Consider the following 18,240-nt stretch of genomic DNA (forward strand, 5'->3'; position numbering starts at 1 on the left):
TAAAATCCTTTCTCTTATTGTAAACAAAAAGCAGACAGTTTTTTTTATTTTCTGTCTACTTTTCTTGTCCTAGTTTACTTTGTACTTCTTTTTTTTTTTTTTTTGAATAAAATGAGTTTAGATAATCAAACAATAAAGGAAGTATAAATGAAAAAATTAAATAAGAAAATTCTTGTGAGTTTTGGAACTATTTTAAGTGTTTCAACTTTACCATTAGTTTCATTTTCTTGTGGTAACAGTGGCACCACATCTGGTGGCTCAGGAAAATCTGAAGACCCAAAACCATCACCTTCTGTTCCGGTTAACTATACTTTTGCAATAGATTACAATTTTAATATTTCAAGAATTGCAGATTTAAAAACATCATCAAGTCAATTAAATTCTTATGAAACAAAACTAAGAGAATTTGAATCACAAGGTTCTGAAGTGAAAAAAATAAAATTTAATACACAATTTAATATTGGATCTTTTCATTTACCTCAAACACCATCAAGTGTAACTCTTACTAAAGATGAATATCGCGAATTAATTAAACCTATTTTAGATGACAATAATTTGCTTTTTTTAACCAATTGAGAATTACCATTGCCTATTCAAATTACTAATGAAGCTGAAGCTAAAGAATTTGAAAGTGAATTTCAAAAATTCTTCAATAATTTTTATGCAACAGAACAATGATTCAAACGTGATTTTAAAACTTTAACCGATGCTGCTAAAACATCGACATTTACAAATAAATTAACTTTAGAAAATGCTACAAAAGGAAATAAGTTAACAGAATATAATGCTGCAGTTGACAAAATTAAAGAATTTATTAGTCAAACAGCTAATGCACAATTAAGCGATGATTTGAAAATTATTGAAATTGACCCCGACTATAATATTAATTGAGCACTTAAATTAAAATTTCAAACCACAAGTGGTATTAAGACAAAAAACGTAAGACTTGATCTTAAAAAGGCAGATGCTTCATGATCTAGTGATGAAATAACAGAAAGAAATGCCAATAATCAATGATCTAAAAAAGCAAAAAATAAAATTAATGAAGTTTTAGCTTCTTCAGTAGTTTCTTCATTATTAAAAGCCTTAAAGATTCAATTTATTTTAAATTTCAACGAAAATGATATTGAATCATTAACAACTAAAATTGTAGATATGGTTATTGAATATACATTCAGCACAATTTCATCTAACTTTGTAATACCCCGTTTTGTTAAAAGCTATGTTACAAATAAATTAGTAAGTTTGATTAGTCCAATTATTAAAACTAAATTATTAAATTTCACGAATGACATAAAAGTGAAGTTAATAGAAATTGCCAGAAGACATAATAACTAATGTCAAAATAAGTCTGTAATTAAATTACAGATTTTTTATTTTGGCTTATTTAAATATTACATGTTGTACTTTAATTAAGTTTTTTGACCTGATTAAACATTTATGTAATACTTAAAACTGTGCCAAAATATTAAAAAAACCACCTAAGCGGAATGTCCCACATTTCCCACTTTGTAGTAAAAATTGTAAAATATCCGTTTTAGCGATATTGCTTTTTTAATTTTTAATCATTTCTAAAACTTTTCTGATTAGTTCATAATCATTTAAGCTTTTGTCTTTAATATCAAAAACTTTAACTATTTTTTGGTTAAATTTTTCTTCAACTTCTATAACATCATTAATCATCTGAATTAATCTATTTTCTGTAAATTTATCTTTACCAATCAATCCAGTTAAATCATTAATTTTGAAAACTAAAAATTTCATTAAAACTAAGCTTAAGAAACAAAGACATATATAACCAGTGATGTGTTTTCCAGTTGATAAATACATTGACATAAGATTTAAACGGCCTTTTAAGCTTATAAAGTTTTCTTCAACTTTTCATTGTTTAGCATATAAATCTACAACTTGATTTGGTCTTAAGTCTAGTCAATTTGTTTCATAAATATAGTAGCCGTCAAATTTTTCATCTTGTTCTATTTTTTCTGTATCTAGTTCGTAATAGCCTGATTCATTAACGGGTTTAAAGAATTTATATTTCTTGTTTACTGCCATATCTTCATAAGATACTTTTCCATTTTTGGCTTTTTTAAGGAAATTATTGATTAAAATTTGTCTATCTTCAACATCTTTTTTGCTCTCTTTATGCTGAAAGTAATAATTCTTTTTCTAATTTTTCCATTGCTTCTACCATTTCTGTAAAATGAAGAAATTTCTTGTGTTTTGTACATTAAACCAGTTTCAGAATGAACATAATCTTCTTGTTTTAAAACAAATTCTTTAAATTGTTTGCTTCCTTTTTTCATACGGAAAGAAATAATGAAGCTCAGCCCTTTATCAGCAACTATTGTGACATTTTGGATCTTGTAAAGTTTTTGTACTTCCAAAACAAAATGAATAAATGTGTTTGCATCAGCAGTGTTACCTGGGAAAACTTTGTAGTGAATCGGAATTCCATTCTTATCTGTTGCTAATGCAATTACTATTTGGTCTTCTTTAAATTTTCCATCTTTTGAATAACCTGGTTTTTTAAACCCTTCGCGGCTAAATGTTTCAAAATAAGTTGTTGTCGAGTCAAATCACATTATTTCAACATCTCTTTTATGTTCATTTAAAAGAACAGAATTTATATTCTGTAAAATCTGTTCTCTATTTTTCAGCAATGTAATCTAATGATCTATAAAATGCATTTTTTGAAGAAACACTTTCTTGCTCTTTTTTTAAACTATTAAAAGTTGTTCAAACACTTAATGGTTGTTTTAATCTTTGGTAGATTTATTGCATGACAACTTCATTTAAACTTACTGATTTTGTCTTATTACAATTTTTGAAAATATCAAAATAGTCAACTAATGAATTAACAAGTTCATATCCTTTAAACTTTTTGCTATATTCAACAAGATCATTTTTATTGTTTTTTAACTCTTTTTGAATAATTTTAATAATTTCATCTTTAGGCTTTGATAGCGATATGTCTTTAATAAGCATTTTGATTTTTTCAATTGAATTTTTTGATATTTTTCAAAATCATGTTCGTAACCGATGGCAAACCTTACTTCGTAACCTGTACCTTTAGGCTTTCTATAACCAACTTGTATATATTTACCTGATTTTTGATTTGAAACACATAATATTCATTTTCTTTTGTCTTCTTTTTTTATTTTTATAACTTTATTAACCATACTTAACCTAGTAAATTACTAATTTTTTTACATATTTATTTATAAATATGTAAGAGTAAAAAAAGCATAAAAAACCGCAAGCGGGAAATGCAGGAAAAAATAGATGCAATTTGATGTTGCATCCAAAATATTAAGATGTTTTTTCGCTTAATTCACTAATTAATTTAAGTTTAATAACTGCTGTTTGTGGATTTTTTGATGAAAGTTGTTTTGTAATCATTGATTCAATTATCACTCCCATATATGGATAGTCCACGAAAATCTTATCAACATAAACACCTAAACTATCGTAAATCGATTGGTAACCAATGTCGCTAATTCTAAAGTGTTTTGAAGCATACGTGTTAATTGAAATAAACGAATCGTGAGTCGAACAAATAATATTTGAAACATTATTTGTATTTGCAAAAGCAATAATTTCTTTAACTTCTTCTTTATTTTTCTTAGCACTGATTGGATATCTCACATAAGTTATACTATATTCTGAACAAGCTTCTTTGAATCCTGAAATTCTTTGGAATTTTTGATAATCAGATAACTTTTGGTCTTCTAAGAAAATAATTTTGTTTGAGTTTCTCGCTCTTGGGACTCTTCTAATAAATGATTTTGTAAGTTTGTAAAACGCTTCTCTATCATCTGGAACAACTCAAGAAACACCATCAACTTTGTGCCCATAGACTAAGACAGCAACGTCCTTAATAGTTTTAAGGAAATCAAATAATTCTAGATTTTCTTCACTAAGAAATACAACGATTGATTTTGGTTTTCATAATAAAAGATATTTTAAAGTTTCAATATATTCATCAGCTGTTGGTACAGTGTAAAATGTAACAACTCTTCTATTATTTTTTGATGCACCAGCAATAATTCCTGAAATAATGTTTTGAATATAACTTTGACCATAAAGAGGGCAGATAACAAAAATTGAGCTTACTTGAACTTTATTAATTCTACTTCTTGGATTAGGGACATAATCATATTCCTTTATAATTTCTTCAATTTTTCTTCTGTTATCTTTAGAAACATAACCATCATTATAGAAACGACTAATTGTAGCCACTGAAACACCTGTAAGTTTTGAAATCTTTTGATATGTTATCGGTTTTCTCGAAACTCTTTTACCAAGTCTACCAGGCATTTTCACTTCGATTGAGTCATCTAATATTTCTAACGCTTGCTCATGGTGGTTTTCTAAAATTCTAGGATCTAATTCTTCGCTAAACTGCCTTTTACTCTTTTTATATTTATCATTAATCATATAATTTAGATTTGATTTCATATTTAAATTATATGAAATTCTAAAATTAATTATTTTATATAAAAAAACAAAAATTTCAAAGACTTTTTTTGTGCTTTTAAAACTTTTACACCTAGAGAACTATGGTAAAAGTTTGAAAATAGCATTTTTCATTAAGTTTTTTCATTGAAAGAATATTGTTTTATAATTTTATAACTTTAATATTCAGCTAAAAAGGAGCTATTTTACTATGAGTAAAAAAATCAGAACACGTTATGCGCCAAGTCCAACAGGATACTTACACATCGGTGGAGCTAGAACAGCTTTATTTTGTTATTTATTTGCTAAACATTTTGATGGTGATTTTGTTTTCAGACTTGAGGACACGGATGTTAAACGTAATGTTCCAGGTGGTGAAGAATCACAATTAAATAACTTGGCTTGATTAGGAATTATTCCAGATGAATCTCCATTAAATCCAAATCCAAAATGTGGTAAATACAGACAAAGTCAAAAGTTAGATAGATACAATGAAGTTTTAAATGAACTTTTACAAAAAGGTCTTGCATATAAAGCTTACGACTCATCTGAAGAATTGGAAGCTCAAAAATTAGAATCAGATGCTAAAGGTATTCCAAGTTTTAGATACGACAGAAACTGATTAAAAATTTCTGACGAAGAAAAACAAAAAAGAGATGCTAATGGTGAATATTCATACCGTTTAGTGATGCCTAAAAATCACACTTTAGCTTGAGATGATATTGTTAGAGGTGAAATTTCATTCAACTCTGATGAAATAGCTGATTGAGTTATTTTTAAATCAGATGGGTATCCAACTTACAACTTTGCAGTAGTAGTTGATGACCACGATATGCAAATTTCACACATCTTACGTGGAGAAGAGCACATCGGAAATACACCTAAACAACTTGTTTTATATGAATACTTAAATTGAGAAAAACCACAATTTGGACATATGACAATTATTACAAATATGGAAGGTAAAAAACTTTCAAAACGTGATCTTGAAACAAAACAATTTATTGAAGATTACAAAAATGAAGGATATATGCCTGAAGGTATTTTCAACTTCTTATCATTATTAGGATGAACAGCTGCTGATGCATCTGAATTAATGAGCAAAGAAGAAATCATTGCTAAATTTGATCCACAAAGATTATCTAAGTCACCTTCAAAATTTGATGTTTCAAAAATGGATTGATTCTCAAAACAATACTTAAAAAATACAGACAATCAAAAATTAATTGACTTAATGAATTTAGGAAACTCAAATTTAGATTCAGAATGATTAAATATTTTTGTTGACACATTTAAAGCTAGCTCTGTAACAGTTTCAGAATTAAAAACTCACTTAAATTCATATTTAAATCCTGAATACTCAAAAATTGAATTCAATGAAACTGAATTAAATACAGTTAAAGAATTTACAAATAACTTCAAAAAACTTGCAGCTGATGACTTTACAATAGCAAATATCCAAGAAGCAATTAATTTAACCTCTTCAAATTTAAATGTTAAAGGTAAAAACTTATTTATGCCAATTCGTCTTGCTGCAACAGGAATTGCTCACGGACCTGAATTAGCAAAAGCCATTTGATTATTTGGAAAAGAATTAATTTCAGAAAGACTTAAAGAATATGAAAATTAATTTCAAATCAATTATTAAGGTTCCTACAAATGACGAACCTCAGGTTATTGAATTTTTATCACAACTTGATTTATATAACAAAACTGAAGATGGTGTTATTGAACTTAAATTCAATGAACCTAAATACAATGAAACAAATAGAATTGACATTTCAGAAAATGAAGTTAATATTTATACAAACTTAACAACTGTATGTGTGAAGAAAAATGAAGAGGGTAATGCAAGCATTTCAGTAGTTGACCCTTCAACACAGAAAAAATTTGAAATTAATTTAAAAACTGTATGTAAAAACTTCTTCACATCAATTAATGAATTTAACTTTCAATATGACTTATTCACATACGAAAATGATGAAGTTTTAACATCAATTAATATGACATTAGAACTTTATGAATAATACAAAAAATACTTTTATGCCTTATGCACTATCATAAAAATCACTACATATAACAAATACTATTAAAATAATATGGTATTATTTATATACAACGTTAATTATATTTAGAGGTAAGAGAAAGGAGTTGCGAAAGCAGCTCTTTCTATTTACATTTTTATAGGAGTAAAATGTTTGATGAAAAGATTTTAAAAGAGCAATTTTCTAAAGTTTTATCAGCAAAAATGGAACACGATCCTCTTTTAGGAAAAACACTAGAAGTAGTGGTTGATTATAGAAGTTTGGATGAAGTTAACAAACTTGGAAAAGAAATTTCTGCATTTTTAGAGACACAAAAATGATTTACTGATGATATAAATTTAGCAGTATTATCAAAAGGAACAGACCTTAAAATTTCAATGGAAATGTTAGATCAATACATTGATAAATATATTGAAGTCAAAACTCAAAAAAGTTTTGAAGGACAAAATAATTTTGTAATTAAATTAACTGAAGTTCAACCAGATCACATAGTGGGTAAATGAAATAAAAAAGGCCAAATTAGAACAATTAAATTAGATCTTTCTAATATAAACGAAATTGAGGAATATATTAAGTTTTAACAAAAATAAAGGAGTAAATTATGGCAAAAGCTAAAAATAAAACACAAGTTGATGTTGAAAGTCAACAACTATTTAAATATATTGAACTTCAAGCAGAAGGTCTAAACTCTCCATTTGAAGAAGTTTTAGAATTATTTAGATCAGAAACTCAAAAAGCAATTACTAAACAAGTTGATCCTAATGCTGAAATTCAATTTGAAGTAGACTTTGATAATAAAGCTGTAAATATGTTCAACTTAAACGGTGAAGTTATTGAAGATGAAGAAATTTCAGAAGATGATGAACCTCAAGTTTTAAGTGAAGATGATGCATTAGCTAAAATCTACACAATTCAACTTTCAGAAGCTAGAAAAAACGATTCAAATGTTCAAGTTGATGATGTAGTTAGAATTCAATTTAAATTTGCTGGATTATCAGACAAATTAAGAAGAGCAATCACAAGTGGTGTTAAACAATCTTTAAACTTAACAAACAAATCAAAAGTTGTTGAAAAATATTCAAAAATGATTGGACAAAAAGTTCCTGCAGTTGTTTTAAAACACTTATCTAACAACTCATACAATGTTATGTTAGAAGATAAACAAACAGCTTTCTTACCTGGGGCTAAAAAGCCTAAGAACTTAAAATTAAACTTAGGTCAAAAAATTATGGTTTATGTTGATTCAATTAATCCTGAATCAAGATTAAGCATTGTTACAGTTTCATTAAACTCAACAGAAGAATTAGTTGAAATCTTAAGAAACGAAATTCCAGAAATCAAATCAGGTGAAATTGTTATTAAAGACATTCAAAGAGTACCTGGAGAAAGATCTAAAGTTTCATTTGCACTTAAAGATCAAGATAGTGATCAAATTAATTTAGTCGGTTCAATTACCGGACAATTTGCTTCAAGAATTCAATCAGTTGTTACTGAATTAGATGGTGAAAAAATTGACGTTATTGTTTACTCACCAGACACACTTGAATATGTTAAAAATGCTATTGCTCCTGGTAAAGCAGTTGATATTAAATGAGCTGATGAAGAAAGAAGAAAAGTTTATGCAATTGTTAAACCAAGCGATGCAACAGTTGTTATCGGAAAACAAGGAATTAACATTGAACTTGCTTCTAAATTAACAGGAACAAGAATTGAAGTATTAACAACTGAAGAAGCACTTGTAAAAGGAATTAAATTCAAAAATGATTATGTTCACGATGTGCACTACTTCAACACAACTCAACCAAAAGTAAATGCAAGTAAAAAACAATCAAAAACAAACTCAATGCTTAAAAACATTGATATGTACATTGATACAGACTCATTATTCGAAGACTTTAATAACAATATTTACACAGAATTAGAAACAGAAACAGTTGTGGAAGAACCAAAGCAAAAAGCAGAAGAAGCTAAAAAACCTGCAACTAGCGAAGTTAAAACTAAGAAAAATAAAACAGAAGAAATTAACAATATTTTTGAAGAAGAATCTTCAAACATCGAAAAACTTCTTAACTCATTAGATGAATACAGTTTCGTTGATGAAATCGACAAATACAATGACGAATTCACAGATGAAGTTGAAGATGAAACTCTTGATGAAGAAGCTGAAAACGCTAAAAAAGAAGAGAAAAACAGAAAAATGCTTAATGAATTTAAGAGAACTAAAAATCAACTTAAAGACTTTAAAGTGGATGATGACCTTACAAACTATGGATTATCAAACGTAAAACTTGATTTAGATGACTTAAATTCAGATGACTGAGATTAAAACAGTTTTTCGTAAGTGTATTGCGACAAATCAAGTTTTACCAGTTGATGAACTCACTAGATTCAGTTACGATAAAGAAAATAATTTATTAGTTTTAGACTTACATAAAAACAAAAAACATAGAGGAGCTTATTTTGTTGCAAGTTTAGAAAACTGACAAAAAATAAGAAAAACAAAAGCTTTAAATAGAACATATAAAACTAACATATCTGATGAACAATATGATTCATTAGAAAATGAACTTAAGGAGGTGTTATATGGCTAAAAAACAAAACAGAATTTCGAACGTAAATGAAATTAAAGAGCAATTGCAAACAACAAAAACTGAATTAAAAGATGGTGTATTTATTTTCACTGAAAAAATGTCAATTGCTGATTTTGCACAAAAAATCGGAGTACCTGCTACAGAAATTATCAAAAAATTCTTTATGCAAGGTAAAATGTACAACCTTAACACACTTTTAGATGAAGAGCAAATTGCTGAAATGGCAATTGAATATGGATATGACTTCAGAAAAGAAACAAACATTAATGGTTCAAACTTCCTTGATGAAGTTCAATTTAAAGATGATCCAAAAGATTTAGTTAAAAGATCTCCAATCATCACTGTTATGGGGCACGTTGACCACGGTAAAACTACGTTAATTGACAAAATTAGAAACTCAAACATCGTTTCAACAGAAAGCAGTGGAATTACACAACATACAGGTGCTTACCAAATTAGTCACAAAGGTCAAAAAATCACTTTCTTAGATACACCTGGACACCAAGCATTCACACAAATGCGTGCTAGAGGTGCTAAAGTTACTGATATTGTTGTTTTAGTTGTTGCAGCTGATGATGGGGTTATGCCTCAAACAAAAGAAGCTATTGAGCACGCTAAAGCAGCAAATGTTCCAATGATTGTTTTTGTTAACAAAATGGATAAACCTAACAAAGACCTTGACAGAATTAAAGGTGAATTAGCTGAAAACGATGTTCTTATTGAAGAATATGGTGGAGATGTTCAAATCGTTTATGGTTCAGCACTTAAAGGTGAAGGACTTACAGAATTATTTGATGCTATTATGTTATTAAGCGAAATTTTAGACTTAAAAGCAAACCCAAAAAGATATCCAATGGGAACAATTATCGAATCACGTGTTGATAAAGGAGTTGGAGTTGTTTCTACAATTATTGTTGAAACAGGAACGTTACACAAAGGAGACTTCTTAATCGCTGGTTCAAAATACGGAAGAGTTAGAATGATTACTGATTCTAATGGAAAGCAAATTGAAGCAGTCGAACCGGGAGCACCGGCAATTATTTCAGGTCTTAACTATGCACCTGATGCTGGGGATAAATTTGTTGGATTCAATGATGAAAAATTCGCTAAGAAATTAGCTCAAGAAAAGGCTACAGCCGATCGTATGGATTTACTTCACTCAAAAACTATTACAGATCAAAATATTGATGGTAAAAAAATTATCAACGTTATTATTAAATCAGACGTTTACGGTACTTCTCAAGCTATAAAAGATCAAATTGATGGTTTAGAAAATGAAGATGCTATTGTTAAAGTTATCTCAGCAGCAGTTGGAAACGTTAATGATACAGACTTACTTTTAGCTAAAGCGTCAAATGCAGTTATTTTCGTATTTAACTTGAGAGTTTCACAAAATATTAAACAAAATGCAGCTGCATCAAACGTTACTGTTATTTCTCACGATGTTATTTACAAAATTATCGAAGATGTTCAAGGTATGCTCGATGGAGAAAAAGCACCCATCTATGAAGAACAAAAAATTGGAGAAGGTCACATTATTCAAATTTTCTTCTACTCAAAAGTTGGAAACATCGCTGGTACAATGTTAGATGAAGGTGTTGTCAGATCTAACTGTAAAGTTAAAGTTTACCGTAAAGGAAAACTTATTCACGAAGGTGTTATTGACTCACTTAAACGTGAGAAAAATGACGTTAAAGAAGTTCTTAAAGGTAAAAACTTTGGAACACACATCAAAGGATTTAATGATATTGAAGCAGATGATGTCCTTGAATTCTACGAAGATGTAAGAGTTAACTAATAATTATTATGAAAAATCTTAGAAATTTAATTACTGATATTCCTAATTTCCCTAAACAAGGAATCGTATTCAAAGATATAGCACCACTATTAGCTAATCCTGATGCATTTACCTATGTCATAGACAAAATGGCACAATTATGCAAAGAAGCAGACATCATTGTAGCACCTGATGCAAGAGGTTTTATCTTCGGAACTCCTGTTGCTTATAAACTTAATAAACCATTTGTAATGGTTAGAAAGAAAGGTAAACTACCAGGTCCTACAATTTCTCAAAAGTATGACTTAGAATATGGTGATAACACTTTAGAAATTCAAGATAAAATTCTAAAGCCAGGTCAAAAGGCAATCATTATTGATGATGTTTTAGCAACTGGTGGAACGACAAAAGCTATTATTGATTTACTTCAATCTCAAGGTGTAAAAGTTATAGCTAATGTTGTTTTAATGGTCTTAGATGAACTTGATGGATACAAGAAAATCAGTAAACTAATTGATGTAAAATCAATTCTATAAATTGCAAAATAAAAATACTAGACTTACGAAATCTAGTATTTTTTTACATCACTATTTAGACTTGACTTCAAGGAATAATTCTGTTAATTGCTCTGAATCAACACTTGAAGGAGCTTGGGTCATAAGGTCTTCATTTTTTGAATTTTTAGGGAACGCAATAACATCTCTAATAGTTTTTTGGTTAGCTAAAATCATAATCAATCTATCGATTCCAAGACCAATACCACAGTGTGGTGGGACTCCATATTCAAAAGCTTTTAAGAAAAATCCGAATTTGTTTTGTTGCTCTTCTTTTGATAGATTGATCATTTCAAACATTTTAGTTTGAACTTCTTCATCATAAATTCTAGCTGAACCTGAACCTAATTCAAACCCGTTAAGAACTAAGTCATAACTTTTTGCTCTAATTTTTTCTTTAGGTAATTTATCTAAATCTTCTAATGGATTATCGAATTGAGTGAATGGATGGTGAGCTGCTGCTCATTTTCCTGTTTCTTCATCATGTTCGAACATAGGTCAGTCAATAATTCATTTGAAGTTATATTCATCTCTAGCTCATCCATATCAAGAATTAAGTTCAACTCTTAATGCTCCTAAAGCTTGTGAAGCATTTTCGAATTTATCAGCACAAATCAAGTATGTTCCTTCACCAAATTGTGAAATTAATTCTTGGACATCTGCCGGATTTAATTTTTGGGCAAAGTTTGTTTCGACTAATTGTTTATTTTCATTAACGACCAAGTAGAATAATGCTTTAACTTTGTTTTTCTTAGCTATTTCTTCAAGTTTCTTGTATTCTTTTTTGTTAATTTTCTCTACAAAATGAAGTAATCTAATTGAAGGAGCTGATGTTACGATGCTGAAATCACTATTTTTAGCAAATTCAGGAATATCAACAATTTTGTTTTCAAATCTAAAGTCAGGTTTGTCTGTTCCATAATCTCTAATGCAGTCATCAAATCTTACTCTATCAAAAGGAATTTTGATATCAACGTTCATAACTTTTTTCATAAAGTGTTTGAATAAACCTTCAATGTATGATTGGAAGCTAGGAACGTCCATAAAACTTACCTCGATATCTAATTGTGTGAATTCAGGCTGTCTATCTTTACGTGAGTCTTCATCTCTGAAGCATCTTGCTATTTGGTAGTATTTTTCAAATCCTGAAATCATTAATAATTGTTTGAATAATTGAGGACTTTGTGGAAGTGCATAAAATGCATTTTCTTTATTACGTGTAGGGACTAAAAAGTCTCTAGCGCCCTCTGGTGTTGCTTTAGATAAAATTGGTGTTTCGATTTCTGTGAATTCTTGAGATTGTAAGTATTCTCTAATTGCAAAAATTACATCATTACGTAATTTAATGTTATTTTGCATCACATTTCTACGTAAGTCTAAGAATTTATATTCAAGTCTTAATTCTTCCTTAACTTCAATGTCATCTCTAATTTGGAATGGCAATTGTTCTTTAGATGATGATAAAACTTTGTATTCATCAACTAAAATTTCAATATCTCCTGTAGGTAAGTCAGGATTTCTATCTTTTCTTTCACAAACTGTTCCGGTTACTTCTAAAACAGATTCTTTTGTGAATGAAATAGGTGTTTTAAATACTAATTGTGTAATTCCAAATTTGTCACGTAAGTCAACGAAGTTTAATTCACCAAATCTACGTTTGTTAGCTACTCACCCGTATAAAGTAACAACTTGCCCAACATTTTCTAATCTTAATTGATTATTTTTAATTGTTTTTTTCATATTATTTTCCTTCTTCTAATTCTTCAATAAGAAGTGTAACATCAACTAATTTAGAGTCACTGATTGTGATGTGTTCATCGCTATTTTCTAAAATAAAGTTAAGTGCAGAAATGATACCCTCTTCATTTTTTGAGAATGTAACTTTTTCTCCTGTAACCATATCTCTAATGATTAATAAGTTAGGATTAATCATTTTGTCATCATAAACTAAGAAGTCAGCAGTTCTCTTTGCTGCTTTTTCAAATAACTTTTTATTTTTAATTAAAGAATGTTCTGTGTAAACTGATAAACCAGCTGTTGCAATATAATTTTGTCCCATTATAGTACCAAAAGCAATATTATCTTCATCATTTGTCATTGCAATATAAACATCAGCGTGTCTTAATTCTGTATCTGGTTTTAAAATTTCCATCGCATTTTCTCTTATATCATCAACAACACGATCAATTCCCATTCCAAAACCAACACTTGAAATATTATCTCCACCTAATTGAGCTATTAAGTTTGAATATCTTCCACCACCAATTAATGTAAGCCCACTTGTTGAACCTTTACCTGTTGTTACAAATTCAAATACAGTTTCATCATAGTAATCAAGCCCTCTAACTAATTCATTAGAAACTTTGTATTCAATATTTGCTGCATCAAGTGCTGTAGTAACTTTTACAAAGTATTCTTTTGATTCATCTGATAAATAATCAGCAATTTTAAGCGCATTTTTAATAAAAGGTTTTTGCGAATCTTCTTTATCATCAAGAATTCTTAAAACTTTTTTGCTTTCTAATCTTTCTTGTGAAATTTCACTTAACTCAGATTTGTAAGGTAATAAGTAGTTATATAAAGCTTCTTCATATTGTTTTCTACTTAATTCATCACCAATTGTGTTGATTTTTAATTCTCAATCAACCATTAAGTTATCTAAAATGTGTGCAGCTAATAAAATAACTTCCACATCCTTTGTATAAGCTTTTTCACCTACAAATTCAACACCAGCTTGATAGAACTGTCTGTATCTACCTTTTTGAGGTTGTTCATATCTGAACATTGGTCCATAGTAAGCAAATTTACTAAATCCATCATTTAATCATTTTTGTTCAATAAGCGCTCTAACAAAAGGTGCAGTCCCCTCAGGTCTAAGCGCTATATCTCTGTCACCTTTGTCTTTAAATTCATACATTTCTTTTTTAACAATTTCTGAATCATCCACAGAACGTCTGAAAAGTGTGGCTTGTTCCATAATAGGCGTTTCCACTAAAACATAACCTGCTTTGGCAACTGTTTCAGTGAACATATCAGTTACAAAATCTTTTAATAAAAACTCTACTGGTGAATAGTCTTTTGTTCCTTTAATTTTTGTAATCATAGTAACTCCTTAATATATTTGGAAATTATACTTTTTTCTCTTGCAGCTTGTTTATTTGTTTAACAATTTTTAAAATTCTTTTTCTGATTTTGTTTTTAACTAAATTAGCTCATATAGTTTCTAAAAATGGATGAAATTTATACATATGAGATTGAAATTCAGTTTTAATTTCAATCTCTTTTTTAGCTTTCTTGTAAGAAACACTTGTAATAGTTGAAAATCTTTTACCTTTTGTTTTAACTTGAAAAATGTAATGTTGTTTTGTGTTATCTCAATCAAGTAATAGGAGCTTATCTATTTTTGATTTTTTAAGAAAGCCGGTTGGTTTATTGACTAAATAATCAAAAACATTTTTCATATCTTGAACAGTTTTGTTAATGTATGAATAAACATAGTAAGTTTTATTCATTGATTCAATCATCTTGTTGTATTTAAGTGTAAGTAAGTTATTGTTTTCTAAATACTCTTGCAACATCACACAGAAGTTAAATAGAAAACCATAATTTTCAAAACTTAAATGTTCATTAATATCATTTGAAAATGAATTTGAATTGTATGCAAATAAAATGTTGTTTGGGTCATCCATTTTATTTTCAAATTCATAAGGAATTTTAAAAGTATTAAGTAAGTTGATAATTAACTCTGAAGCATCTAGTGGAATAAAAATATTTGGTTTATCAGTTAACTTAGTTTCTTTTCATTTTAAATATTGATTTGAAATGAAAAGATAAGCGATTTGGTCATTATTTAATTCAACAAAGCTATTTTTAACTCTAGCAAATAACTTAATATCATTATGTTGATCCATAACAATAATTAAGTTAGCGTTGTAATTAGTTGATAGAGCTCATTTAACAATAGAAAAAGTTGAATTTTTATTTTTTAAATCTTTGTTAAGTGTTGGGTTCAATTTTGAAACCTTAACATTTAAATTTGATAAAAATCTATTAATAATGTAGTTTGATAAATTGTCGCTAATAAGTGTATAAACAACCAATTTGTTGTTTGAACTAAAATCAAATTCAGATTTAACTGATTTTAAGAAGTTTTCATAAGCTGAGTCAATAACTTTGTCTGAGTTTAAAACAATTGAATAATTTGAATCAGAAACAAATATGTGATCTTTAACTTCATAAAGCTCATTAATTAACTTATCTTGTTCTTCAAGTGAAATTAATTTATTTTTGTTGTAAATTTTTAAATAAAACTTATTATTAGTTTCTTTGTAATCTAAATAAACTGAATAATCTAAATCCATATTGTTTACAGTTGTATTAATAAAAAAATCATTTAGTTTATCAATATTAAAAGTATAAACGTGGTACTTTTTATCATTTAAAAATCTAATTAATAAATCTTGAAGTTTTGAATTAATATTAACTTTGTTTTTTAATGCAACTAAAACTTTTCTTCTTCTATTAAAAATTGACTTTCTAGGAAGTGATTTATCAAAAAGTGAAATCAAATTAAGCAATGTATAAGGGTTTAAATTGTTGTAACCAAGTTGATTTTGTGTATCAAATTCAATTCCATAAACAGTTGATTTTGCTCTTGTGTAAAATTCACCATTTGGAAACTGATTATCAACCTTTCTAACAAATTCATTAATGTCTGAGTTTATTAGTTCTTTTGATTTATAGAAATTAAATCAATGTGTGATTTTATTGTTAATTTGATTCATTTTCACCTTTCTTAAAATTTATTTTAATTTTATCAAATTAAAAAATTACTTTTCAAGCATTTAGAGTAAAATTAAAAACATAATTATTGATTAAAAAGGAGTTTATTTATGTCACTAAAAGCAGGTATTGTAGGTCTTCCGAACGTAGGTAAAAGTACATTATTTAGTGCGATTACTAAAAAGCAAGTTGAATCATCTAACTACGCTTTCACAACTATTGAACCTAACATTTCATCAGTTCCTTTAATTGATCCAAGATTACAAAAAATTGCAGACATTATCAAACCAGATAAAATTGTTTGAGCTACATTTGATTTTGTTGACATAGCCGGACTTGTTGAAGGTGCATCAAAAGGTGAAGGATTAGGAAATAAATTCTTATCAAACATTAGAGAAGTTGATGCAATTATTCACGTTGTTAGATGTTTTGAGGACAAAAACATCTTGCACGTAGCTAATTCAGTAAATCCTGTAAGAGACAAAGATGTTATTAACTATGAGTTAATGTTAGCTGACTTAGAAACAATTAACAACGTAATTAACAGAGTTACTAAAAAAGCTAAATCAGGTGATAAAGATGGTTTAATTGAGTTTAATGCTGCTAATAAAGTTAAAGATGCATTGCTTCAATCAATACCAGCTCGTGATGTTGAACTTGATGAAAATGAATTAAAAGCTGTTAAAGGTTATCATTTGCTCACATTAAAATCAATAATTTATGTAGCTAACTTAGGTACAGAACAATATGCAAATTACAAAGATGATAAACTTTATAATGAGCTTAAAAATTCATTAAAACCAAATGAAAAAATCATTCCAATTTCAGTTCAATTAGAATCTGAGTTAGTTGATTTATCAGATGAAGAAAAAAATGAAATGCTCTCAATGTATGGTGTAGAACGTAGTGGTCTAGATGTTTTAACAAGAGAATCATTTGATCTTCTTAATTTAGAAACATACTTTACAGCAGGTAAAATCGAAGCAAGAGCTTGAGTTTATCATAAAGGTTGAGCAGCTCCTAAATGTGCCGGAATTATTCATACAGACTTTGAGAAAAAATTCATTAAAGCAGATGTTATTGCATACGAAGATTACATCGAACACAATGGTGAATTAGGTGCTAAAAACGCTGGTAAAATGCGTTCTGAAGGTAAAAACTACATTATGAAAGATGGTGACGTTTGTCACTTTAAATTCGGGAAATAATAATAAAAAATCATCATTTTAGGTGATGATTATATGAGGGGGTTTAGTATAGTGGTAGTGCTGCAGTCTCCAAAACTGAAAGTAAGGGTTCGATTCCTTTAACCCCTGCCAATTTCAAATAAATTTTCTGGTGTTTTCGAGGTACCAGATTTTTTTATTTTTGATATTTATTTTAATAGAAAAATTTAAGAATATTTTTAGCTATTTTCACTTTATAAAATAGACATAAATTACAGAACATTAGGAAGAATAATGAACAAATTAAATCTAATTTCTGTAGTTAGGTCAAAACGTAAAGTCAGAGAAATCAAGATTACAAATGTTAAAGTTAAAGATTTTGTAAATAGAGATTACAATGGAATTGCAAATAATATTATTGCAACAGATGTTTCATATATAAAAGCACCAAATGATATAAATGAAAATCGCGTTTATCTTTCAGTTGCGATACATCATAAAAACAAACAAAATTTTGAATTGAAACTTATCAAGAAGAAATGATACAGATTTGGTTAGTTCACACATCAAGGATATCAATTTTAAAAAACCTTGAATTCTTCTTTCAGATCACGGATTTCAATATTCATCATCTAAATATCTTGATGTAGTCGCAAAAAACAATGGAACTGTATCTATGGGTAGAGTCGGAAATTCATTAAATAATAGGGAAGTTGAATATTTCTTTTCAAACATCAAATCTGAGTGTTTAAACTTTGTAAATTACAAAACAATTTGCTTTAATAAACTCAAAAACATTATCAAAGATTACATTGAATGATATAACAATGAAAGATTTCAATCTGTGTTAAATTGAAAAACACCTCA

Annotated in this window: 15 protein-coding genes, 1 tRNA gene and 1 pseudogene; 12 read left to right on the forward strand and 5 right to left on the reverse strand. The window is 28.1% G+C overall.

Features of this window, described 5'->3' with window-relative positions; translation table 4 throughout:
* Nucleotides 1-147 precede the first annotated feature (147 nt).
* Complete coding sequence (locus ACMZI9_RS02865) at nt 148-1,338, forward strand: variable surface lipoprotein (protein WP_416099231.1); 1,191 nt, start codon at nt 148-150, stop codon at nt 1,336-1,338.
* A gap of 216 nt (nt 1,339-1,554) precedes the next feature.
* Here the strand turns inward: ACMZI9_RS02865 and ACMZI9_RS02870 are convergent.
* Nucleotides 1,555-3,098: pseudogene (locus ACMZI9_RS02870) on the reverse strand (IS1634 family transposase).
* Between the two features lie 214 nt (nt 3,099-3,312).
* Nucleotides 3,313-4,440 carry a LacI family DNA-binding transcriptional regulator gene (locus ACMZI9_RS02875; protein WP_416099232.1) on the reverse strand — a complete coding sequence of 376 codons (1,128 nt, stop codon included), beginning with the start codon at nt 4,438-4,440 and terminating at the stop codon, nt 3,313-3,315.
* A 229-nt stretch (nt 4,441-4,669) separates the two neighbouring features.
* Here ACMZI9_RS02875 and gltX point away from each other — a divergent pair, with 229 nt between their 5' ends.
* From gltX to ACMZI9_RS02910, 7 genes are all read left to right on the forward strand, one after another.
* Entirely contained in the window at nt 4,670-6,088 is a 1,419-nt protein-coding gene (gene gltX, locus ACMZI9_RS02880; protein WP_416099233.1) for a glutamate--tRNA ligase, read from the forward strand.
* The gene (locus tag ACMZI9_RS02885; protein ID WP_323176609.1) at nt 6,078-6,485 is read left to right on the forward strand and encodes a hypothetical protein; all 408 of its coding nucleotides are present in this window, start codon (nt 6,078-6,080) and stop codon (nt 6,483-6,485) included. The genes gltX and ACMZI9_RS02885 overlap by 11 nt, the downstream gene beginning before the upstream one ends.
* A gap of 167 nt (nt 6,486-6,652) precedes the next feature.
* Complete coding sequence (locus ACMZI9_RS02890; RefSeq protein ID WP_323176610.1) at nt 6,653-7,084, forward strand: hypothetical protein; 432 nt, start codon at nt 6,653-6,655, stop codon at nt 7,082-7,084.
* 20 nt (nt 7,085-7,104) lie between these two features.
* Nucleotides 7,105-8,829: a NusA N-terminal domain-containing protein gene (locus tag ACMZI9_RS02895; RefSeq protein ID WP_323176611.1), complete on the forward strand. Its 1,725-nt coding sequence runs from the start codon at nt 7,105-7,107 to the stop codon at nt 8,827-8,829.
* Entirely contained in the window at nt 8,816-9,094 is a 279-nt protein-coding gene (locus tag ACMZI9_RS02900) for a YlxR family protein (protein ID WP_257089457.1), read from the forward strand. The genes ACMZI9_RS02895 and ACMZI9_RS02900 overlap by 14 nt, the downstream gene beginning before the upstream one ends.
* Nucleotides 9,087-10,892 (forward strand): translation initiation factor IF-2, encoded by a 1,806-nt coding sequence (gene infB, locus ACMZI9_RS02905; RefSeq protein ID WP_323176612.1) that lies wholly within the window; start codon nt 9,087-9,089, stop codon nt 10,890-10,892. Before ACMZI9_RS02900 ends, infB begins: the two co-directional genes overlap by 8 nt.
* A gap of 8 nt (nt 10,893-10,900) precedes the next feature.
* A complete protein-coding gene (locus ACMZI9_RS02910) occupies nt 10,901-11,407 on the forward strand; it encodes an adenine phosphoribosyltransferase (RefSeq protein WP_323176613.1) in 507 nt (168 codons plus the stop codon).
* Between the two features lie 51 nt (nt 11,408-11,458).
* Here ACMZI9_RS02910 and aspS read toward each other — a convergent pair whose 3' ends face one another.
* Genes aspS through ACMZI9_RS02925 form a run of 3 tightly spaced genes read right to left on the reverse strand, consistent with a single transcriptional unit; the run spans nt 11,459 to nt 16,209 of the window.
* On the reverse strand, nt 11,459-13,165 hold the full coding sequence (aspS, locus tag ACMZI9_RS02915; protein ID WP_323176614.1) for an aspartate--tRNA ligase: 1,707 nt from the start codon (nt 13,163-13,165) through the stop codon (nt 11,459-11,461).
* Nucleotide 13,166: 1 nt separating this feature from the next.
* Nucleotides 13,167-14,528 (reverse strand): histidine--tRNA ligase, encoded by a 1,362-nt coding sequence (gene hisS / locus ACMZI9_RS02920; protein WP_416099234.1) that lies wholly within the window; start codon nt 14,526-14,528, stop codon nt 13,167-13,169.
* A gap of 25 nt (nt 14,529-14,553) precedes the next feature.
* Nucleotides 14,554-16,209: an MAG5620 family putative phospho-sugar mutase gene (locus ACMZI9_RS02925; RefSeq protein WP_323176616.1), complete on the reverse strand. Its 1,656-nt coding sequence runs from the start codon at nt 16,207-16,209 to the stop codon at nt 14,554-14,556.
* A 108-nt stretch (nt 16,210-16,317) separates the two neighbouring features.
* On the opposite strand from ACMZI9_RS02925, the gene ychF reads away from it, so the two are divergent.
* The 4 genes from ychF to ACMZI9_RS02945 all read left to right on the forward strand — a co-directional run.
* Nucleotides 16,318-17,415, forward strand: coding sequence for a redox-regulated ATPase YchF (ychF, locus tag ACMZI9_RS02930; RefSeq protein WP_323176617.1), 1,098 nt, complete (start codon nt 16,318-16,320; stop codon nt 17,413-17,415).
* A gap of 37 nt (nt 17,416-17,452) precedes the next feature.
* Nucleotides 17,453-17,526, forward strand: a tRNA-Trp gene (locus ACMZI9_RS02935).
* Nucleotides 17,527-17,667: 141 nt separating this feature from the next.
* A complete protein-coding gene (locus ACMZI9_RS02940) occupies nt 17,668-17,931 on the forward strand; it encodes a hypothetical protein (RefSeq protein ID WP_323176618.1) in 264 nt (87 codons plus the stop codon).
* On the forward strand, nt 17,888-18,240 hold a 353-nt coding region (locus ACMZI9_RS02945), incomplete at its 3' end, for a transposase (protein ID WP_416099235.1). The genes ACMZI9_RS02940 and ACMZI9_RS02945, both read left to right, overlap by 44 nt.

It is taken from the genome of Mycoplasma sp. 4079, from assembly GCF_047785185.1.
GTDB lineage: Bacteria > Bacillota_I > Bacilli_A > Mycoplasmatales > Metamycoplasmataceae > Mycoplasmopsis.